The sequence below is a fragment of the uncultured Stenotrophomonas sp. genome (assembly GCF_913778665.1).
Classification (GTDB): domain Bacteria; phylum Pseudomonadota; class Gammaproteobacteria; order Xanthomonadales; family Xanthomonadaceae; genus Stenotrophomonas.
Genome location: NZ_CAJYVQ010000011.1, coordinates 256,730 through 275,374, shown reverse-complemented (window position 1 = coordinate 275,374; position 18,645 = coordinate 256,730). Strand labels below are relative to the sequence as shown.

The 18,645-nt window shown below is 67.2% G+C and carries 13 protein-coding genes; 9 read left to right on the top strand and 4 right to left on the bottom strand.

The genetic code is table 11. The features are described from left to right. Window positions 1-8: 8 nt before the first annotated feature. The 3 genes from QZ853_RS16560 to QZ853_RS16550 all read left to right on the top strand — a co-directional run bounded on the left by QZ853_RS16560 (window position 9) and on the right by QZ853_RS16550 (window position 2,645). Window positions 9-1,583, top strand: a complete 1,575-nt coding sequence (locus tag QZ853_RS16560) for a PAS domain-containing protein (protein ID WP_295575497.1) — start codon at window positions 9-11, stop codon at window positions 1,581-1,583. A gap of 90 nt (window positions 1,584-1,673) precedes the next feature. Beyond that, window positions 1,674-2,015: a type II toxin-antitoxin system prevent-host-death family antitoxin gene (locus tag QZ853_RS16555; protein WP_295575495.1), complete on the top strand. Its 342-nt coding sequence runs from the start codon at window positions 1,674-1,676 to the stop codon at window positions 2,013-2,015. Between the two features lie 3 nt (window positions 2,016-2,018). Next, window positions 2,019-2,645 carry an AAA family ATPase gene (locus tag QZ853_RS16550; protein ID WP_295575491.1) on the top strand — a complete coding sequence of 209 codons (627 nt, stop codon included), beginning with the start codon at window positions 2,019-2,021 and terminating at the stop codon, window positions 2,643-2,645. 81 nt (window positions 2,646-2,726) lie between these two features. On the opposite strand, the gene proP is transcribed toward QZ853_RS16550, so the two are convergent. Beyond that, window positions 2,727-4,214 (bottom strand): glycine betaine/L-proline transporter ProP, encoded by a 1,488-nt coding sequence (gene proP / locus QZ853_RS16545; protein ID WP_295575488.1) that lies wholly within the window; start codon window positions 4,212-4,214, stop codon window positions 2,727-2,729. A gap of 600 nt (window positions 4,215-4,814) precedes the next feature. On the opposite strand from proP, the gene QZ853_RS16540 reads away from it, so the two are divergent. Together QZ853_RS16540 and QZ853_RS16535 are read left to right on the top strand one after the other, a co-directional pair. After that, window positions 4,815-5,231: a host attachment family protein gene (locus QZ853_RS16540; RefSeq protein ID WP_295568921.1), complete on the top strand. Its 417-nt coding sequence runs from the start codon at window positions 4,815-4,817 to the stop codon at window positions 5,229-5,231. A 5-nt stretch (window positions 5,232-5,236) separates the two neighbouring features. Next, complete coding sequence (locus QZ853_RS16535; protein ID WP_295575485.1) at window positions 5,237-5,560, top strand: thioredoxin family protein; 324 nt, start codon at window positions 5,237-5,239, stop codon at window positions 5,558-5,560. An 87-nt stretch (window positions 5,561-5,647) separates the two neighbouring features. Here the strand turns inward: QZ853_RS16535 and QZ853_RS16530 are convergent, their stop codons facing one another. Next, window positions 5,648-7,669, bottom strand: coding sequence for an autotransporter outer membrane beta-barrel domain-containing protein (locus QZ853_RS16530; protein ID WP_295575481.1), 2,022 nt, complete (start codon window positions 7,667-7,669; stop codon window positions 5,648-5,650). 946 nt (window positions 7,670-8,615) lie between these two features. Here QZ853_RS16530 and QZ853_RS16525 point away from each other — a divergent pair. After that, window positions 8,616-10,976, top strand: coding sequence for a GH92 family glycosyl hydrolase (locus QZ853_RS16525; protein ID WP_295576312.1), 2,361 nt, complete (start codon window positions 8,616-8,618; stop codon window positions 10,974-10,976). 58 nt (window positions 10,977-11,034) lie between these two features. Here QZ853_RS16525 and QZ853_RS16520 read toward each other — a convergent pair whose 3' ends face one another. Then, window positions 11,035-12,414, bottom strand: a complete 1,380-nt coding sequence (locus QZ853_RS16520) for a sensor histidine kinase (protein WP_295575478.1) — start codon at window positions 12,412-12,414, stop codon at window positions 11,035-11,037. Beyond that, window positions 12,407-13,081: a response regulator gene (locus QZ853_RS16515; RefSeq protein WP_295575475.1), complete on the bottom strand. Its 675-nt coding sequence runs from the start codon at window positions 13,079-13,081 to the stop codon at window positions 12,407-12,409. Before QZ853_RS16515 ends, QZ853_RS16520 begins: the two co-directional genes overlap by 8 nt. 62 nt (window positions 13,082-13,143) lie before the next feature. Between QZ853_RS16515 and QZ853_RS16510 the strand changes: the two genes are divergently transcribed. Genes QZ853_RS16510 through QZ853_RS16500 form a run of 3 tightly spaced genes read left to right on the top strand, consistent with a single transcriptional unit; the run spans window position 13,144 to window position 18,634 of the window. Then, entirely contained in the window at window positions 13,144-14,391 is a 1,248-nt protein-coding gene (locus QZ853_RS16510) for a TolC family protein (protein WP_345777909.1), read from the top strand. Further along, complete coding sequence (locus QZ853_RS16505) at window positions 14,388-15,560, top strand: efflux RND transporter periplasmic adaptor subunit (RefSeq protein WP_295575469.1); 1,173 nt, start codon at window positions 14,388-14,390, stop codon at window positions 15,558-15,560. Before QZ853_RS16510 ends, QZ853_RS16505 begins: the two co-directional genes overlap by 4 nt. Beyond that, window positions 15,557-18,634, top strand: a complete 3,078-nt coding sequence (locus QZ853_RS16500; protein ID WP_295575466.1) for a CusA/CzcA family heavy metal efflux RND transporter — start codon at window positions 15,557-15,559, stop codon at window positions 18,632-18,634. Before QZ853_RS16505 ends, QZ853_RS16500 begins: the two co-directional genes overlap by 4 nt. Window positions 18,635-18,645: the final 11 nt, after the last annotated feature.

Genomic DNA, 18,645 nt, shown 5'->3' with positions numbered 1-18,645 from the left:
TGCGCGGCATGGCGCGGTCGAGCCAAGGCATCCACGTCGCGAACCCGCGTGCGGCGATGCCGCCAGCGATGCACGCGCAGGCGCGTCACGAGGGCATGGCCGCGCGTATCGCCCGCCATGACTGGGCGGGTACACCGCTGGGCGCCATCGAGGGCTGGCCGCCGCACTTGCGCGCTACCGTCGACCTGATGCTGGCCCACGGCTTCCCGATGATCGTGCTGTGGGGCGAGCAGCTGGTGCAGCTGTACAACGATGGTTATGCCGAAGTGTTGGCCGATAAGCATCCCGGGGGGCTCGGGCAGCCGACGCGCGAGTGCTGGCCCGAGGTGTGGCACATCAACGGCCCGCTGTACGCCCGCGTCTGGCAGGGCGAGACGTTCACTTTCGCGGACAAGCTGTACCCGCTGGTCCGTCACGGGCAACTGCAGGACGTGTGGTTCACGATCAGCTACAGCCCGATCCGTGGCGATGACGGCCACATCAACGGGGTGCTGGTGACCATGTTCGAGACCACGGCGGCGCACAAGGCGCTGCTGGCCCGCGATCGCGAGGAGCAGCGCCGGCGCGAGAGCGAGCGGCGCCTGGAGCTGGCCTTCAAGCTGCTGCCCGTAGGGCTGTGCATCGTCGATATGCAGGGGCGCATGCTGCTCAGTAATGACCAGATGCGCGGCTATCTGCCGAGCGGCAAGGTGCCGTCGGCCGACGCCGAGAACCAGTATCGCTGGCGCGGCTGGCACGCGGACGGCACGCTGATCGAACCCCAGGACTTCGCCATCGCGCGCGCCATGCGCGGCGAAACGCTGGTGCCAGGGCTGGAGTTCCAGTACCTGCACGACGATGGCCGAGCGCGCTGGACGCGGGTGGCGGCGGCGCCACTGCGCGATGGCGACGGTGAGGTCAGTGGTGTATTCGCCATTGCGGTGGACATCGACGACCTCAAGCGTGCCACCGAGCGCCAGGCGGTGTTGCTGGCCGAACTGCAGCACCGCGTGCGCAACATCATGTCGACCATCCATGCCATTGCCTGGCGCACCCGCGAGTCGGTCGGCAGCGTGGATGACTACGCCGAACGGCTGTGCGCGCGGCTGATGTCGCTGGCGCGCACGCAGAGCCTGCTGACCCGGGGCGCCAATGCCGGCGTCTCCCTGCGCGGCATGCTGGACGAAGAGATTGCGGCGCAGACACCCGCGGCAGCCGCCTATCGGTTGCAGGGCGAGGACGTGCTGCTGCCGCCGAAGGCCGCCGAGGTGCTGTCACTAGCGATCCACGAGTTGGCCAGTAACGCATTGCGGCATGGCGCGCTGACCCATGAAGACGGTCGTATCGATGTCACTTGGCACCTGCAGGTGCAGGACGGCGGGCCTTGGCTGGGCCTGCACTGGTGCGAGCGTCATGCCGCGATCGACGGCTGGGAACTGCCGCAGCAACGTGGCCTTGGGCGGGCGCTGATCGAGCAGCGCGTCCCCTACGAACTGGCCGGCAGCGGCGAGCTGCGCTTCGGTCCCGAGGGGGTGGACGCGTGGATCCGCTTCCCGCTGCGGCAACGCGACAGCCTGTTGCAGACCGACGCGCCGCGGGCCTGAACGGCCGGGCAGGGGCCTGAACGCGCATTTATTCCCAATTGGGCCAAATTGGGGATAATGGCCTCAATCTTTCCTGCCTGGAGCCGTGTCATGACCCTGCCGCTGGATCTGCCTGGCCTTGAGAAGGCCCCGGCCTCGTCGGTGAAGACCCGCGGCTGGCCGAGCCTGATGCGCACCGTGCGTGAAAAGCAGGCGCTGGTCATCACCAACCACAATCACCCCGAAGCGGTGATCGTGGACATCCGCACCTACCAGGAGCTGCTGGCCAAGGCGGCTGGCGGGGATGCTGGTGAACGCAGCGAGGAACTGCAGCGGCTGCGCATCGAGTTCGATCAGGCCCTGGCCAGCCTGCAGCAGGGCGAAGGGCTGGGCAAGGTGCTGGGCCAGCCGATCCGGCGCGGCCGCAGGGTCACCCTCGGCCGTCCGCTCTGACCGATGGCGCGGATCCTGGTGCTGGCCGGCGTCAATGGTGCCGGCAAGAGCTCGCTGCTGGGCACCTGGCTGGAAGCCGAAGGGCTGAGCTGGTTCAACCCGGATTCGTTCACCCGCCGCCTGGTCGAGGCTGGCCGGCCGCTGCCCGAGGCCAATGCCGAGGCATGGCAGGAAGGCACGCGGCGCCTGCGCCAGGCGATGGCCGATGGCACCGACTTCGCATTCGAGACCACGCTGGGCGGCAACACCATTCCGCGGCTGCTGCGTGAGGCCTGCACACAGCACCAGGTGGCGATCTGGTTCTGCGGGCTGGCATCGGTGGAGCTGCACATTGCCCGCGTTGCCGCGCGGGTGGCGGCGGGCGGGCATGACATTCCGGTCGAGAAGATCCACGCCCGCTTCGACTCGGCACGCGAGAACCTGCTGGCGCTGTTGCCGCACCTGGCCGAACTGCACGTGTACGACAACAGCGCCCCGGCCGATGCCGAGGGCTGTGTCGAACCGCTGCCGGTGCTGGCGATGGCCAATGGCCAGCTGCAGTACCCGGTCTCGGTGGCCGAACTGCTGCACACCCCGGACTGGGCCAAGCCCATCGTCATGCGCGCGATGGCGTTGAACACCGCCGGGTAGGTCCACGCCACGCGTGGATGACGTATCGCCGCGCCCATGCTCGGCTGAACGCTCGAAAAGCAGCCGAGCGTCGGCTCGGCTCTACACGGAACGTTCGGCCTGCGGCTCGCCACCTTCCGGCAACGGCGGCAACGCCGGGTCCACCGTCACCGGCACATCGCTCTTCAACAACGCCGCCGCTTCCTTCTCGCTGCCCACTGCCGGCGGTGAACCGCGCAGCGGCAAGCCGGCGGTTTCCTTCACGAACAGCATCGTCACCAATCCGATCACCGCCGCGCCCATCAGGTAGTAGGCCGGCACCAGCGGGTTGCCGGTACGCTCCACCAGCCAGGCGGTCACCAGCGGCGTGCTGCCACCAAACAATGACACCGACACATTGAACGCGATCGAGAGCGCGCTGTAGCGCACCGGGGTATAGAACAGCGCCGGCAGCGTGGACGGCATCGAGCTGGTGAAGCACACCAGCGCCAGGCCCAGCAGCATCAGCCCAAGGAAGATCAGCCAGTCATTGCCACTGCCCACCAGCAGCAGGCACGGTACCGCCAGCACCAGCAGCGCGATGCACGCGCCGATGATCATCGGCCGACGGCCCAGCCGGTCACTGAACAAGCCGCCGACGATGTTCAACGGCATCATCACCAGCATCACGATGATGATCAGCAGCAGGCCCTTGCTCTCGGCATAGCCCATCGTCACGCTCAGGTAGCTGGGCATGTAGGTCAGCAGCATGTAGTCGGTCACGTTGAACACCAGCACCAGGCCCATGCACACCAGCAGCTGGCGGCCATGCACCTGGAACAGCGCAGCCAGCCCGGGGCGATCATGCTCGCGCTTCTCGGCTTCCTCGGCGAAGGCACGGAAGGCCGGGGTTTCCTCCAGTTTCATGCGCATGTACAGGCCCAGCAGGCCCAGCGGGCCGGCCACCAGGAACGGAATGCGCCAACCCCAGTCCAGCATCTGGTCGCTACTGAGCAACATGTGCAGCGCGGTCACCGTGCCGGCACCAGCGATGTAGCCGCCCAGCGTGCCGAACTCCAGCCAGCTGCCCATCAAACCACGGTTGCGGTCGGTGGAATACTCGGCGATGAAGGTCGCCGCACCGCCATACTCACCGCCGGTGGAAAAGCCCTGCACCACGCGCGCCAGCAGCAACAGCACCGGCGCCCAGATGCCGATGCGCTCGTACGAGGGAATCAGACCGATGGAGAAGGTGCCCAGCGCCATCAGGATCATGGTGAACGCCAGCACCTTCTGACGGCCATAGCGATCCCCCAACGGGCCGAACACCAGGCCGCCCAGCGGCCGCACCAGGAAAGCCACCGTGAACGTCGCGAACGCGGCGATCACCTGCGCGGTGGGATTGCTGGAGGGGAAAAACACCTGGCCGATGGTGACGGCGAGATAGCCGTAGACACCGAAGTCGAACCACTCCATGGCATTGCCCAGCGCAGCGGCGCCGACGGCGCGCTTGAGCATGGGCTTGTCGACAACGGTGATCTCATCGACCTTCAGGTGGCGGCGACGTTTGAACCAGCCGAAATGGGCATGTGCCTCGGGTGTGTCCTGCATGGGGGCTCCCTTGGTAGCGTGGTGTGTGGGGAATGGGGCGGTGTGGTGTGTCCCGGAAATCGGAAACGGCGATGCTGGCGCAACAGGCGCAGGGCATCGGAGTGGTGGGCCATCACGGCCGGAAATGCGCGCCGGCGGACGCCAGGCACGGCCAGGCACTGCCTGCGCAGTGAAAACGCGCGATGCCATGCTCCGGCACCGCTGGCGGTGGCGCGGCAGGCGCTGCAGTCAGGAGAGTGCGGGGCAGGTGCGCCGAGGGGTCAGGCGGACCAAGGTCCTGCGGGTGTCATCCGCCAGGATCCAGTGCGCGGCAGTGGAGTTCCAGGGCGGGTGCAGGCGTGGAAAGCGAAGCGCCGGTCGGCAGTGCTTCCCACGTAACCGGTACACCCGTTACGTAGTGCTTCGTGTCGATCATCACGCCATCATACCGGCACCGCCGTGAGCGTGCAGCGAAGCGGGCGCGACCGGACCCGGTGTTCCGCGCGGTTTTCCACGTGTTTCGCCCGCAGGATGAACACGATGACGCCGCATCCACGGCGCGTGGTCACGCTGATGACAAGCGCGCTTCTACGGTTGACCTGCACACCACAGGAGCAGACCATGACCCAACGCATTCCAGAAGGTACCTTGATCATCGTGGCCAACGGCGGCTCTGCGCGTGTCTTCACCAACGTCGGCAGCGACCACACGTTGACCCTCAAGCAGCAGGGCGAGCTGACGCTGCAGGACCTGAGCGCCGAAGGCGTGTCCGGCCAGGGCCCATCGGGCTCGGTACCGCCGGACATGTCACCGTCGCAGTTGAACGAGGCCACGTTTGCAAAGCAGGTGGCCGAGCAGATCAACGACGACGCACTGCATGGCCGCTATGCGCATTTCGTGCTGGTGGCCGACCCGACCACGCTGGGCCGCATTCGTCCGCTGCTGCACAAGGAAGCGCAGGCACGTTTGTTGCACGATCTGGCCAAGGATCTGACCAACGCCCCGCTGGATGATATCCAGCGCGCTCTGGCCGCCTGACGGCCATGCCGTTCCTGCGCGACCACGCCGCCATTGAGCCGCCGCTGGCGGATGTCGAGGGCATCCCGGGGTGGTTGCTGCTGGAATTCGGCGCCCCGTGGTGCGGTCACTGTCAGGCCGCACAGCCGGCACTGCAGCAGTTCGTGGATGCACACGAACTGCTGCACCTGAAGGTTGAGGACGGCAAAGGCCGGCCGCTGGGTCGCGCATTCAAGGTCAAGCTGTGGCCTACGGCCGTGCTGCTGCATGACGGTACCGAAGTCGCCCGTGTAGTGAGGCCGCAGACCATGGCCGACCTCCAGAGCCTGGCGGCCGCGCTCCCGGATTGAAACAGGGAGTGTCGGCCATTGGCCGGCACCACATGCAGGCCTTCCACCGGCCGCCGCCTCCGTGCGACGGCCCGATGTCCATACGCCTCACCAGCGGTAATTCACCCCCAGCTGCGCGCTGGTCTGGTGGTAGCCCTGGCCCTGCTGCCGCGCGATGCCGGCCCAGATGCCCACACCGCTGCCGAACTTCACCGAAGCACCGAAACTGAACTCGCCGCGGCTGCGCGGGATGCGTGCATCCACCACCTCGCCGTCCATGCTGATCTGCGACTCGGCGCGGGTATGCAGCCAATTGGCGGCCAAGTAGGGCTGCACTTCGGCAACACCATTGCGCCAGCGGGTCACGCCGGACAGGCGCACGCCGGCGCGCCCGAACAGGCCATCGGCATTCTCGGCACCGACCACGGTGCCGTTGGTTTCGGTGTGGCGATAGTCATCCCAGCGGCTGTAGCCCACCTGCAACTGCGGTTCCAGATAGATGCCGCCGTTGCTGGCACCGCCCACGCGGAAGGCATAGCCGGTCTCCACCGCACCCTGCCAGGCGCGGCTGTCGTAGCGTTCGGTGGCCAGACCGATGCCTTCCACACGGTTGCGGAACTGCGCACGCTGCACAGAGCCATCCACGTAGAACCCCGCATACGGATCGGCGCCATTGCCGCCGCGCCACGTGCCATACAGGCCCAGCGCCTCGCCCTTCACCTTGCCGCGCGCGTAGTAGCCGGTCAGCTCGTTGGTGGAGGTGCTGCTGGCATTGCCGGTGGACAGCATCACGCCCACGCTGCTGCCCGAATCGTGGCGCCACAGATCGGCACCTGCGGTCAGCGCCTGGCTGTTGCCACGGATGTCCAGCTGCTGGCTGACCGCATCGAAGCCGTTGCGAGAACCGTCTACGCGGGCCCAGGCGCGACCCGCATTCTGTCCAGCATGGCGATCGTGGTAGCCGAGGCGGAACATCGTCTGCGCGGCCTGCAGGTTGGCCAGGTACGCGCCGGGCTCGGGGCGCAGCACCGGCTCGGGAACTTCCGGGTTGCACTCGGGCAGGCTGGGATCGATCACGCACGGGTCCGGCTGGGTCGGCAGCTGCGAGCGCAGGTACCAGTTGCCGTCGGCACCATTGCCCTTGTGCAGGAAGTACTCGTACTGGCCGCCGACCGCGCGGCCGGCCAGGTTGAACTGGCCGTTGGAGGCGCCGGCCACGGTGATCAGTTCGATGCCGTTGACCGTCTGCGCGCCCGCGCCGCCGACGTTGTTGACGCGCACGTTGGCGGTGCCGCTGGTGTCGCCGCCGATGACCAGCTTGTCGGTGGCCGCATCGTCGCCGGCCAGCACGGTGTTGAACAGCAGGGTGCCATCGGCGCCGGTGAAGTTGCCGGACACGTTGAGGGTGTGGAAGGCCGACCCATCGCCCAGCGCCAGCTCGCTGCCACTGCCCAGAGACAGGCTGCCCGTGCTGCTGTTGCCACTCATCTGCCAGCGGGCGTTGTCCAGCGACATGGAGGTGATGTCGCGCGTGGTGCCGATGAGGCTGGCGCCATTGCGGAAGGCAACGTCGAGCGTGCTGCCGACGGTGTTGATGATGTTTCCGGTCAGGCGTGAATTGTCGACGTTCAGGCCGATCGTCGCGTCAGACGCTTCGACGGAGAGGAGGTTGCCATCTCCACCGACCAGCTGGCTGTTGTTGCGTACATTGAAGACCACGTTCGAGGGCGGATAACCTGCACCACGCGAGGGAGCAACGTGGATGGCGGCCGCAGTACGGCCCTCTACCCGGGAGCTGTCGATGTTCATTTCCGAGGCGCCGCCCACGTCGGTATCAATGGCGTAGATGCCATTCTGGTCGCCGATGACCGTGCTGCCGTTCTGGATGTCGATATCGGCAGTTCCGATCAGCAGCAGACCATTGCCGGCCAGTGGCCCGACGTTGCCGGCGTCGGCCAGTCCCTCGGCACGCGTTGCGTCCAGGACAAGAACTGCCCGTTGAGTGGGGTCATCCGAAGTGACGCTTGCCCCCAGACCCAGCCCCGTCAGCGTGCTGCGCCGGATCGTCGCTGTGGAAGCTGGTAGTGACCCGCCGACGCCGAGGTGGCCGAGCGAAAGCGCGCGACCCACGCTGTTCACAATGGTCGTGTCACTGATTTCAGCGTTGCTGTTGCGCAGGTCAACAGCAATGTCGGGTCCTGAGGAAGAAACCTGCGCTCCATCCAGAATCACGTTCGAAGAACTTTGTGCAACGATCTGCAGCGTCTGCCCGCCGGGGCGCACCTCAAGACGGGCGCCATTCATGGTCCATGTCTGGGCGGGATCGCCTGGCTGCACAGTTGCGCTTTGGCCTGGTGCGAGCGCAGCAGCATGGCCAGCACCGGCTACCAGCAGCAGGCTGGCCGAAATGGCGATGGAGAGGGTGTTGGCGGTAGTAGGCATCATTGGAGAACTCCAGTAGGGATGGATTCCAGATGGGAGGCGTGGGTGCACGACGACGCGTCGCGGCATCGAAAGGCACAAGAGGGCAGGCGTCGGCGGCCGGTCCGCCACCAAGACGTGCCGTGGGCCGCGGATCAGTCCGGCTGGGGGACGACAGCGGCGCTGCCGTCCGTACGGGCGACGGGGTCGGTGCGCGGGGCACGCTGCATGAGCCTGGCCGTAAGGCACGCGCACGGCCAGGGAGTGATTGACGGCAGGGCGCCAGTGGCGCGTTGACGGAGGGCACTGCGAACGGCGGTCTGCATGACAGACTCCTTTGAGGGGAAACTCCAGGAACTGCGCATTCACTTCGTCAGCGTTAGCACCATGCGGATCCGGCGTGAAATGAGCGTGAAACGTAAAGGCGTTTAGCGACGGGGAATCGACTCCATTGCGTCAATCAGTTGCGCCACAAAGCGTTGCTGTCGCTTACGGCAGGGCGACAGTTTCGTCCGCTCCCGGGCTGTATTCCATCCAATTAATTGCATTCCGCAGCCGACGCGCCGCCGCGCGACGGCGTTCATTCAGCTGCACCGCAACATGCGGCCACGCCGGTTCCAGTGCTACGATCCCGACACCACCTGAATCGATCCAAATACCGATGCCGACGCTGGACCGTCGTCTCCTTATCGCTGTCGCCGCCGGGGCGATGCTCGCCACCGGCGTCGCCGCTGCCGCTCCCGCCAAGACCGCCGCCGACAAGGCCTATGCCGCGGTCGATCCCTTCATCGGCACCGGCGGGGAAGGGCATACCTACCCGGGTGCAACCGTGCCGTTCGGCATGGTCCAGCTCAGCCCGGACACGCGCATCCAGCCGCGCGAAAAGGCCTACGGTTGGGCCGCCGGCTACCGTTACGACGACAGCAGCATCGTCGGCTTCTCGCACACGCATTTCTCCGGCACCGGCCACTCGGACCTGGGCGACATCCTGGTGATGCCGTTCACGGGCGAGCCCGGCCTGGAACGCGGCGATCCGGAAAAGCCGCGCAGCGGCTATGCCTCGCGCTTCCGCCATGACGACGAGAAGGCCGAGCCGGGCTACTACGCTGTCACCCTCGACGATTACAAGGTGCGCGCCGAGTTGACCACCAGCGCCCGCGTCGGCGTGCATCGCTATACCTTCCCCAAGGGTACCGACGCGAAGATGCTGGTGGACATGCGCACCAGCATGTACGACTACCCGGGCAAGATCCTGTGGTCGCGGGTGCGCGTTCGCGACGACGGCACGGTCACCGGTTTCCGCGAAACGCGCGGCTGGGCGGCCGGCCGCCAGCTGTATTTCGCGATGCGCTTCTCGCGGCCGCTGGCCAGCCACGCGCTGCACAGCACCGAGAAGGACATCGTCTACAAGGGCTTCGCGCCCCCGGGTGAGAAGGACCCGAAGCAGCGGGCACAGATCGAGGGCCGGCAGCTGGTCGGCACCTTCGATTTCGGCAAGCTGGACGCGCCGCTGATCGTGAAGGTCGCGATCTCGCCGGTCAGCGAGGCCGGCGCCATCGCCAATCTCGACGCAGAAGTGGCCGACTTCGACTTCGACCATGTGCGTGCGCAGGCGAAGCAGGAGTGGACCAAGGCGCTGTCGGTGCTCGACATCGACGCACCCGAACATGCGCGCCGCAGCGCCTACACCGCGCTGTACCACACCCTGCTGGGGCCGACGCTGTTCATGGATGCCGACGGCCAGTATCGCGGCGCCGACAATGCCGTGCACAAGGCCGAGGGCTACACCAACTACTCGACCTTCTCGCTGTGGGATACCTACCGCGCCCTGCATCCCTTGCTGACCCTGGTACAGCCTGAGAAGCGCAACAGCGATTTCATCAACTCGATGCTGGCCCACCACGACCACAGCCCCTACGGCATGCTGCCGGTGTGGTCGTTCCACGGCCTGGAAGACTGGTGCATGATCGGCTACCACGCGGTGCCGGTGATCGCCGATGCCTACGTCAAGGGCATCCGTGGCTTCGACGCCGACAAGGCGCTGAAGGCCATGGTCGAGACGGCCAACTACGGTCCCTACGACGGCATCGCGCAGTATCGCGAGCTGGGCTACGTGCCGATCGACGAGGAGGGCGAGGCCGCCAGCAAGACGCTGGAATATGCCTTCGATGACTGGACCATCGCGCGCATGGCGCAGGCGATGGGCAAGACCGACGTCGCCACCACCTTCGACAAGCGTGCCGGCAACTGGCGCAATGCGTTCGACAAGGACACCGGCTTCATGCGCGCGCGCAAGCGCGATGGCAGCTTCCGCACGCCGTTCGACCCGAGTGCCAGCGGTTACGGCACCGACTACACCGAAGGCAATGCCTGGCAGTATTCCTGGTATGTGCCGCAGGACGTGGCCGGGCTGGCCGCAGCGCACGGCGGCAGCGACAAGCTGCTGGCGCGGCTCGACGAGGTGTTCAACGCCAAGGTCGATCCGTCCATCTTCGAGCACATGGAAGACATCACCGGCCTGATCGGCTGGTATGCGCACGGCAACGAGCCCAGCCACCACGTGGCCTACCTGTACTCGTACGCCGGACAGCCGTGGCGCACTCAGGCCCGCCTGAAGCAGATCATGGACACGCAGTACGCCGACCGCCCCGATGGCCTGGCCGGCAACGACGACGTTGGCCAGATGTCGGCGTGGTACGTGTTCACGGCGCTGGGCTTCTATCCGGTAGCACCGGGATCGGGCGAGTACATCCTGGGCCGTCCGTTCCTGCCGAAGACCGCGATGCGCCTGTCGAACGGCAAGACGTTCACCATCGTGGCCAACGGCCTGGACGACAAGCACACCTATGTGGGCAGCGTGAGCCTCAACGGCAAGCCGCTGCAGCGCACCTTCCTGCGCCATGAGGAGATCCTGGCCGGCGGCGAACTGACCTTCACCATGCAGGCCGAACCGAACAAGGAATGGCCGGGGCAGGGGGCGCAGGCGCCGTATTCGATGTCAACGCCGAAACGGTAGCGCCGGGCCATGCCCGGCTCTGGCACCGCGCCAGAAGCAGCCGAGCATGGACGCGCCTCTACCGGGTGATGAACTGCATTCCCACCCGTGCGCCACCCATCGGCGCACTGCCGATCTCCAACGCGGCACCATGCCGCTGCGCGATCTCGGCCACGATGGCCAGGCCGAGGCCGCAGCCATCGCCCTGGCTGCTGGCGCGGTAGAAGCGTTCCGTGACGCGGCCACGCTCGGCTTCGTCGATGCCGGCTCCATCATCATCCACCCAGACCTGCACACCGTCGTCGTCGCATTGCACTGCCAGGGTGATCATTCCGCGCACGGCGCCATAGCGCAGCGCGTTGTCCAGTAGATTGCCCAGGGCCTCGCGCAGCAACGGTGCATCACCCCGCACCGGGACCCCTTCGTCCGGCCCCTCGTAGCCCAGATCCACCCCGGCAGCCAACGCCCGGTCGGCATAGCGCTCGACCACGGTGCGCGCCAGCGTGGCCAGGTCCAGCACCTGTAGCGGCAAGGAAGCACCCCGTGCATCCTCCGAACGGCTGAGCAGCAACAGCTGGTTGACCAGGTGCTGCAGCCGCGACAACCCAGCCAGGGTGCCGGACAAGGCCAGCTGCTGCGCCTGCGGATCGTGCTGGCGCAGCGAACTTTCCAGCTCCACCTGCATGGCTGCCAACGGCGTGCGCAGCTGGTGCGCGGCATTGCTGACGAAGCGCCGCTGCGCCGCCTGCATTGCATCCAGCCGCTGCAGCAGGGCGTTGTAGGCCTCCACCGCGGGCCACAGCTCGCGCGGTGCCTCCTGCTGCGGGTCCAGAGGTGCAAGCGGGTCCGGTCGCGGGCTGGCCAGTCGCCGGGCGACCTGATTGGCGTGGCGCGCTGCCGCGCCGGTGCCGGACCAGGCCAGCCATGCAGCGAGTGCCAGAATCGCGGCCTGGAAGGGAATGCTGGTCATCAACAGTTTGCGTTCCAGCCGATGGCGCTTGCGCAATGTCTCGGCCACGCGCAGGCGGATCTCATGGCCGGGCCCGGCGCTGACCACCACTTCCACCATGCGTACCGCCTGGCCGCGCAGGCGTGCATCATAGTAGACCGCGTCGTTGCCATCGGCGGCGACCGCTGGACGCGGCAAGGCCTCGGGCAGATCGCCATACAGCCGCCGGCCCGTGGCATCGACCACCTCGCCATGCACTTCGTCGGCGGTATCCCAGGTGAACATGCGCGAGACCGCTGGGGTGATCTCGATGGACGCGTGGCCGTCCTGGACTTTAACCAGCTCGGACAAGGACATCGCCGAGTCCAGCAGCCAGCGGTCGTAGACCTGGCCGGCGTAGAAGCGGGCCAGCGCGAACGAGCCGACCGCGCTGCACAGCATCAGCACCAGCAGCGGCAACCACAGGCGGCGCAGCAGCAGGCCACGCAGGCTGTGCACGCGCTCAGTCACCGCCGGCCTCCAGGCGATAGCCGAGGCCGCGCAGCATGCGGATGCCCACGCCAGCGCGAGCCTGCTCCAGCTTGCGGCGCAGGCGGCTTACATGCACCTCGATCACCGACAGGTTGGCATCGTGGTCCCAGCTGTACAACGCGTCGAACAGGCGCTGCTTGGTGACGGTGCGACCGGGGTGCTGCATCAGCGACTCCACCAGCGCCAGCTCACGCGCAGTCAGCTCGACGCGCTGCCCCTCCACCTGCACTTCGTTGCGGATGCTGTCGAAGCACAAGCGGCCGAGCCGCTTCTGTGCCGGTGCGTCGCTGCGCCGGCGTGACAGCGCCCGCAGGCGCGCTTCCAGTTCGCCGAGCGCGAAGGGTTTTGCGAGGTAATCGTCGCCACCGCGGTCAAGCCCAAGAATGCGGTCCTCCACGCCGTCGCGTGCGGTAAGGATCAACACCGGCAGGGTGACGCCATCGTTGCGCAGCCGCGACAGCAGATCGAGCCCGTCCACGTCGGGCAGCGAGAGGTCCAGCACCATCACATCATACGGCGCACTGGCCAGTGCCGCCGGTGCATGCAGCCCGCGCGACAGGTGGTCGCACAGGTGGCCGGCCCCCTGCAGGGCGCGGATCAGCCCATCGGCCAGGGCGGCATCGTCTTCGATCAGCAGGATTCGCATTGCAAGCTTCGTGCAAGGTTGGGGCAAGTTTGGCGCAAGTGCGTCACCTTAACGTGACGTGCATGAATTTCTCCCTTCATGTTGCGGCCGCGTTGGCCGCCCTTGTGTGCGCGCCCATGGCTTCAGCGTTGTCGCTGGCGGAAGCGCAGCGTGCAATGGACGCCCACAACCCGGCCCTGCGTGCGGCGGCACTGGAGCTGCGCGGGGTGCAGGGCGATGCGCAGACCGCCGCGCTGCACCCGGCAGCCGAGCTTTCGATCGGCAGCAGCAAGATCAGCCCGAAGCATGGCGTCGGCACGGGTCGCTGGCAGGACAAGCGGGTGGACAGCACGCTGGGCCTGGGCTGGACCTGGGAGCGTGGCGGCAAGCGAGCGCTTCGCATCCGCCAGGCCGATGCATTGCTGCAGGTAGCCGCGCTGGAGATGCTCGATACCCGTCGCCGCCAGCAGGTGGCACTGCATGAAGCCTATTTCGGGCTGAAGGGCGCACAGGAGCGGGTGCAGATTGCCGAGGCGAACCGGCAGAGCTCGGCCGAGCAGATGGCGGCGGCGGACAAGCAGGTGGCCACCGGTGCGATGGCGCCGGTCGACCGCGCGCGACTGGCGGTGGACGATCTGGCAGTGGCCGATGCCGCGCGCGGAGCGGCGCTGGATCTGCGCGACGCGCGCCACGCGCTGGGGCTGTTGCTCGGCCGCGATGACAGCGAGGAGCTGAGTGCCGATGACGCGTGGCCGGACGCCACCGGTGTGGCCGGTGTGCGGGCCTTCGTTCCGCAGCATCGCGCCGACCTGCGGGCCGCGCGTTCGCGGCTGGCCGCCGCCGATGCCGGCGTGGCGCTGGCACGCAGCGAGCGCCACCGCGATATCCAGCTGGGCGTGGAGGCCGAACGTGAGCCGACCGATATCAGTGGCGTCACCTGGGGCGTGTCGTTGACCATTCCGCTCGGTGGCCCGTCGCGTGCACGCGGCGCGATCCAGCGCGCCGAAGCCGATCGGGACACTGCCGCGCTGGAACTTCAGGTGCTGCAGCGTGAGGCGCATGCCGAACTGGACCGGCTACAGGCCAGTGCGCAAGCCGCCGCGCAGCGCCGTACCGACTATGAAGGCCTGCATGCCGACGCCGCGCGCAAGGCGGTGCAGGGCATCGAGCTGGCCTACCGCCGCGGCGCCGCCAGCCTGACCGATCTGTTGGATGCGCGGCGTAGCTGGCGCGACTTCGAGGCCGCGCTGATCGAAGCACGCGCCGACCATGCCATTGCCCTGGCGCGCTGGGAAGCGGCCACATCCGTTGTTGAAGGAGCATCCCGATGAAGTCCACCGTCGTCCATCGCCCTCAGTCGCGACATGCTGTGCTGCCGGCGTTGCTGGCGCTGGCCCTGCTCAGCGGCTGCGCTCGCGAACCGGCCTCGTACACCGAGGACGCGCCACAGGTCAGTGCCGGCCAGATCCAGTTCCCGGCCGGCAGCCGCCAGCTGGATGTGCTGCGCAGCGAGACGGTGACCGCCGATGCCAGTGCGCGCCTGCAGCTGCCCGGACGCGTGGTCTGGGACGAGACCCGCTCCAGCCCGTTGCGCACGCCACTGCCGGGGCAGGTGGCACGCATCGAGGCGCAGCCGGGGCAGAAAGTGAAGGCTGGGCAAGTGATCGCCTGGATCAATTCGCCCGAGTTCGGCCAGGCCCAGGCTGAGGGCGCACGTGGCCGCGCCGAACTGCAGCAGGCGCGCAAGGAACTGCAACGCACCCGCGAGTTGCACGCGGCAGGTGTGGCGTCGGGTCGTGAGCTGGATGAGGCCGAGGCCCACTTCGCCGGCAGCGAGGCCGATCACGCGCGCGCGACCGCCTTCGCCAGGGCCTATGGCAATGGCCAGCACGTCGATCAGCGCTTGCCGCTGCGCGCGCCTATCGACGGCGTACTGGTGGAGCGACGGATGAGCCCGGGCATGGCGGTCAGCCCGGACAGCGAGCAGCCGTTGGCGGTGATCGGCGATCCGGACCGCCTGTGGCTGCTGCTCGATGTTCCCGAAAGCTTGGCCGGGCGCCTGAAGGCCGGCATGCAGGTGAGCGTGCGCGGCGCCGACGGCACGCCGTTGCAGGCCACGCTGCAGCACGTGGATGACTTCGTCGACAGCGAACGCCGTGTGGTGCGGGCACGCGCCGAGCTGGGCAACCGTGCCCGTGGCTTCAAGGCGGGCCAGTATGTGCGTGCGCACGTGGCATTGCCGGCCGAGGGCGGTGTCTCGCTGCCCGACGCGGCGGTGCTGCTGATTGATGGCAAGCAGGTGGTGTTCGTCGAAGAGGGCAAGGGCCGCTTCATGCGCCACGCGGTGCATGCGGAGGAACTGGGCGATGGCCGCCTGTGGGTGCGCGAGGGCCTGGCGGCAGGCAGCAAGGTGGTGGTCGAGGGCGGCCTGCTGCTGCAGCAGCTGATGGACAGCGCACCAGCAGCGGCAGGCAGCGGCACGGGGCACGCCGCGCCATGATCGATCGCCTGATTGACTATTGCCTGCGCCAGCCGTTGATGGTGATGCTGGCGTTGCTGTTGTTCATTGGCGCTGGCATCGCCGCGTTCCGCGTGCTGCCGGTGGAAGCCTTCCCGGATGTGTCCGACACCCAGGTGACCGTGGTGTCGCTGCACCCCGGCCGTGCCGCCGAGGAGGTGGAGCGCGAGGTGACGATGCCACTGGAGGTGGCGTTGTCCGGCATCCCGCATTCGGTCCGGGTGTTCTCGCATACGCAGTTTGGCCTTTCGATGATCATCCTGACCTTCGACGACAAGGCGGATGACTATTTCGCGCGCCAGCAGGTGCTGGAGCGGCTGCAGGGTGTGGAGCTGCCGGAAGGGGTGACGCCGGAGCTGGAGGCGATGAGCTCGGCCGTCGGCGAGATCTACCGCTATGTGCTGAAGGGGCCGCACCTGACCCCGACCCAGCTGCGCACCGTGCAGGAATGGACGATGGAGCGCAGCCTGCGCACGGTGCCAGGCGTGGCCGATGTGATCAGCTTCGGCGGCTTCGCGCGTACTTTCCAGGTCAAGCCGGACCTGGACAAGCTGCGTGACCGCGGGATCAGCCTGGGTGAGTTTGCCGAGGCGCTGGAAAAGGGCAGCTCGAATGCGGGCGGCGGCTATGTGGAGCGCGGCCAGCAGCAGTTCCTGATCCGTGGCGTGGGTTTGATGCGTTCGTCGGCCGACATCGGCAACGTGGTGGTGGCACAGCGCGGCGGTACGCCGATCCTGGTGCGCGACCTTGCCGGTATCACCGATACGGGGCTGCCGCGGCAGGGCCTGGTCGGCCAGGACGACAACGATGACGCAGTGTTCGGCATGGTGCTGATGCGCAAGGGCGAGAATCCGTCCGATGTGCTTGGCGCCCTGCATGCACGCATTGCCGAGATCGAGGCGAACCAGCTGCCGTCGGGGGTCAGCATCGAGCCGTTCTACGACCGCTCCTGGCTGGTCTCGACCACGTTGAAGACGGTGTTCCGCAACCTGCTGGAAGGTGCGGTGCTGGTGTTCCTGGTGCTGTGGCTGTTCCTGTACAACGCCCGCGCGGCGTTGATCGTGGCAGCAATGATGCCGTTGGCGCTGCTGTCGACCTTCCTCGGCCTGCACCTGTGGGGCGTGCCGGCCAATCTGCTGTCACTGGGTGCGATGGACTTCGGCATCATCATCGATGGCGCGGTGATCGTGACCGAGCACATCGTCTCGCGACTCTCGAAGCTGCCGCCCAGCACCGACAGGAAGACACGGTTCTCGACCATTCTCTCGGCGGCATCGGAAGTGGGGCGGCCGACGTTCTTCTCGATGTTGATCATCATCGCCGCGCACATCCCGATCTTCACCCTGCAGCGCCAGGAAGGCCGCATGTTCGCGCCGATGGCGTACTCGGTGACGTCGGCGTTGATCGGTGCCTTGATCCTGGCGCTGGCCGTGGTCCCGCTGTTCTGCTACTGGTGGCTGCGACGCGACCGCATGCGCGACGGCAATCCACTGATGGATCGCCTGACCGGCTGGTACAAGCCGGTGCTGGAACGTGCCCTGGCCCGTCCCGGTGCGGTGGTGCTGACCGCGGTGGCGCTGCTGGTCGGTACGCTGGCACTGGGTACCCGGCTGGGTTCGGAGTTCCTGCCCGAGCTGGACGAGGGCTCGATCTGGCTGACCGCCACGCTCGACCCCAGCACCAGCCTGGCCGAGGCGCAGCAGCAGTCGCGGCGCATCCGCGCGCTGGTTGGTACCTTCCCGCAGGTGTCGACGGTGGTGGCCAAGCTCGGCCGCCCGGAGGACGGCTCCGATGCCAAGGGCGCCAACCAGATCGAGGCGCTGGTAGCGCTGAAGCCGGAGAAGGAGTGGCCGAAGGGCGTGGACAAGCGGCAGCTGGTCAGTGACCTGCAGCGCACCCTGGAGCAGCGCATTCCAGGCCCGGAGTTTTCGATCTCGCAGCCGGTGCGCGACAACATTCTGGAGAGCATTTCGCAGATCAAGGGCCAGGTGGTGATCAAAGTCAGTGGCTCGGATCTGGACGTGTTGAACCGGCAGGCACAGGCCATCCTGGTCCAGGTGCGCGGGGTGGAGGGCGTGGAGAGCGCCTTCATCGACCGCGACGGTTCGCTGCCGCAGCTGCAGATCGAGATCGACCGCGACCGTGCCGCGCGCTATGGCCTGAACGTGCGCGACATCGACGAGGTGATCGAGACCGCACTGGGCGGACGCCAGGTGGGCGAGCTCTGGGAAGGTGATCGCAAGTTCCCGATCACGTTACGGCTGGATGATGCCGACCGCGACCTGCAGCGACTGCGCACGGTTCCGGTGGGCATCGGTGACGGGCACACGGTAACGTTGTCCGATGTGGCCGATTTCCGCTTGGCCAGCGGCGCGATCAACATCTCACGCGAGAACGCGCAGCGGGTGAAGGCGGTGAGCATCTTCATCGCCGGCCGCGACATGGGCAGCGTGGTGGCGGACATGCGCAAGCGGGTGGACGCCAGCGTCCAGATGCCGGAAGGCTACCGGCTGGAGTGGTCCGGCGAGTTCGAGAACCAGCAGCGCGCGATGAAGCGGCTGGGCTGGGTGATTCCGCTGTCGGTGTTGCTGATCTTCGTGCTGCTGTTTGATGCCTTCAAGGACATCAGTAGTGCGGCGCTGATCCTGGCCAACGTGCCGCTGGCGATGATCGGCGGCATCCTGGCGCTGTGGCTGACCGGCATTCCCCTGTCGGTGTCGGCGGCGATCGGGTTCATTGCCTTGTTCGGGCAAGCGGTCTTGAATGGGGTGGTCATGCTCAGTCGATTCGCCCAGCTGCGTGAACAGGGCATGGACCTGCTGCAGTCAGTGGTGCAGGGTTCGCTGCAGCGCTTGCGCACGGTGCTGATGACTGCGCTGCTGGCGATGTTTGGCCTGCTGCCGATGGCGACCTCGCACGCGATCGGCGCCGAGACCCAGAAGCCGCTGGCGGTGGTGGTGATCGGTGGCCTGCTGTCGGCGATGCTGCTGACGCTGCTGGTGTTGCCGACGCTCTATTACTGGGTGCATCGCCGCCGCGAAGCGCGTGCCCCCTGATCCACGCTTCC

Excerpts from the sequence above, each read along its gene's own strand:
- QZ853_RS16560 (WP_295575497.1), top strand. The coding sequence starts at position 9 with ATGGCGCGGTCGAGCCAAGGCATCCACGTCGCGAACCCGCGTGCGGCG.
- QZ853_RS16555 (WP_295575495.1), top strand. The coding sequence starts at position 1,674 with ATGACCCTGCCGCTGGATCTGCCTGGCCTTGAGAAGGCCCCGGCCTCG.
- QZ853_RS16550 (WP_295575491.1), top strand. The coding sequence starts at position 2,019 with ATGGCGCGGATCCTGGTGCTGGCCGGCGTCAATGGTGCCGGCAAGAGC.
- proP (WP_295575488.1), bottom strand. The coding sequence starts at position 4,214 with ATGCAGGACACACCCGAGGCACATGCCCATTTCGGCTGGTTCAAACGT.
- QZ853_RS16540 (WP_295568921.1), top strand. The coding sequence starts at position 4,815 with ATGACCCAACGCATTCCAGAAGGTACCTTGATCATCGTGGCCAACGGC.
- QZ853_RS16535 (WP_295575485.1), top strand. The coding sequence starts at position 5,237 with ATGCCGTTCCTGCGCGACCACGCCGCCATTGAGCCGCCGCTGGCGGAT.
- QZ853_RS16515 (WP_295575475.1), bottom strand. The coding sequence starts at position 13,081 with ATGCGAATCCTGCTGATCGAAGACGATGCCGCCCTGGCCGATGGGCTG.
- QZ853_RS16510 (WP_345777909.1), top strand. The coding sequence starts at position 13,144 with ATGAATTTCTCCCTTCATGTTGCGGCCGCGTTGGCCGCCCTTGTGTGC.
- QZ853_RS16505 (WP_295575469.1), top strand. The coding sequence starts at position 14,388 with ATGAAGTCCACCGTCGTCCATCGCCCTCAGTCGCGACATGCTGTGCTG.
- QZ853_RS16500 (WP_295575466.1), top strand. The coding sequence starts at position 15,557 with ATGATCGATCGCCTGATTGACTATTGCCTGCGCCAGCCGTTGATGGTG.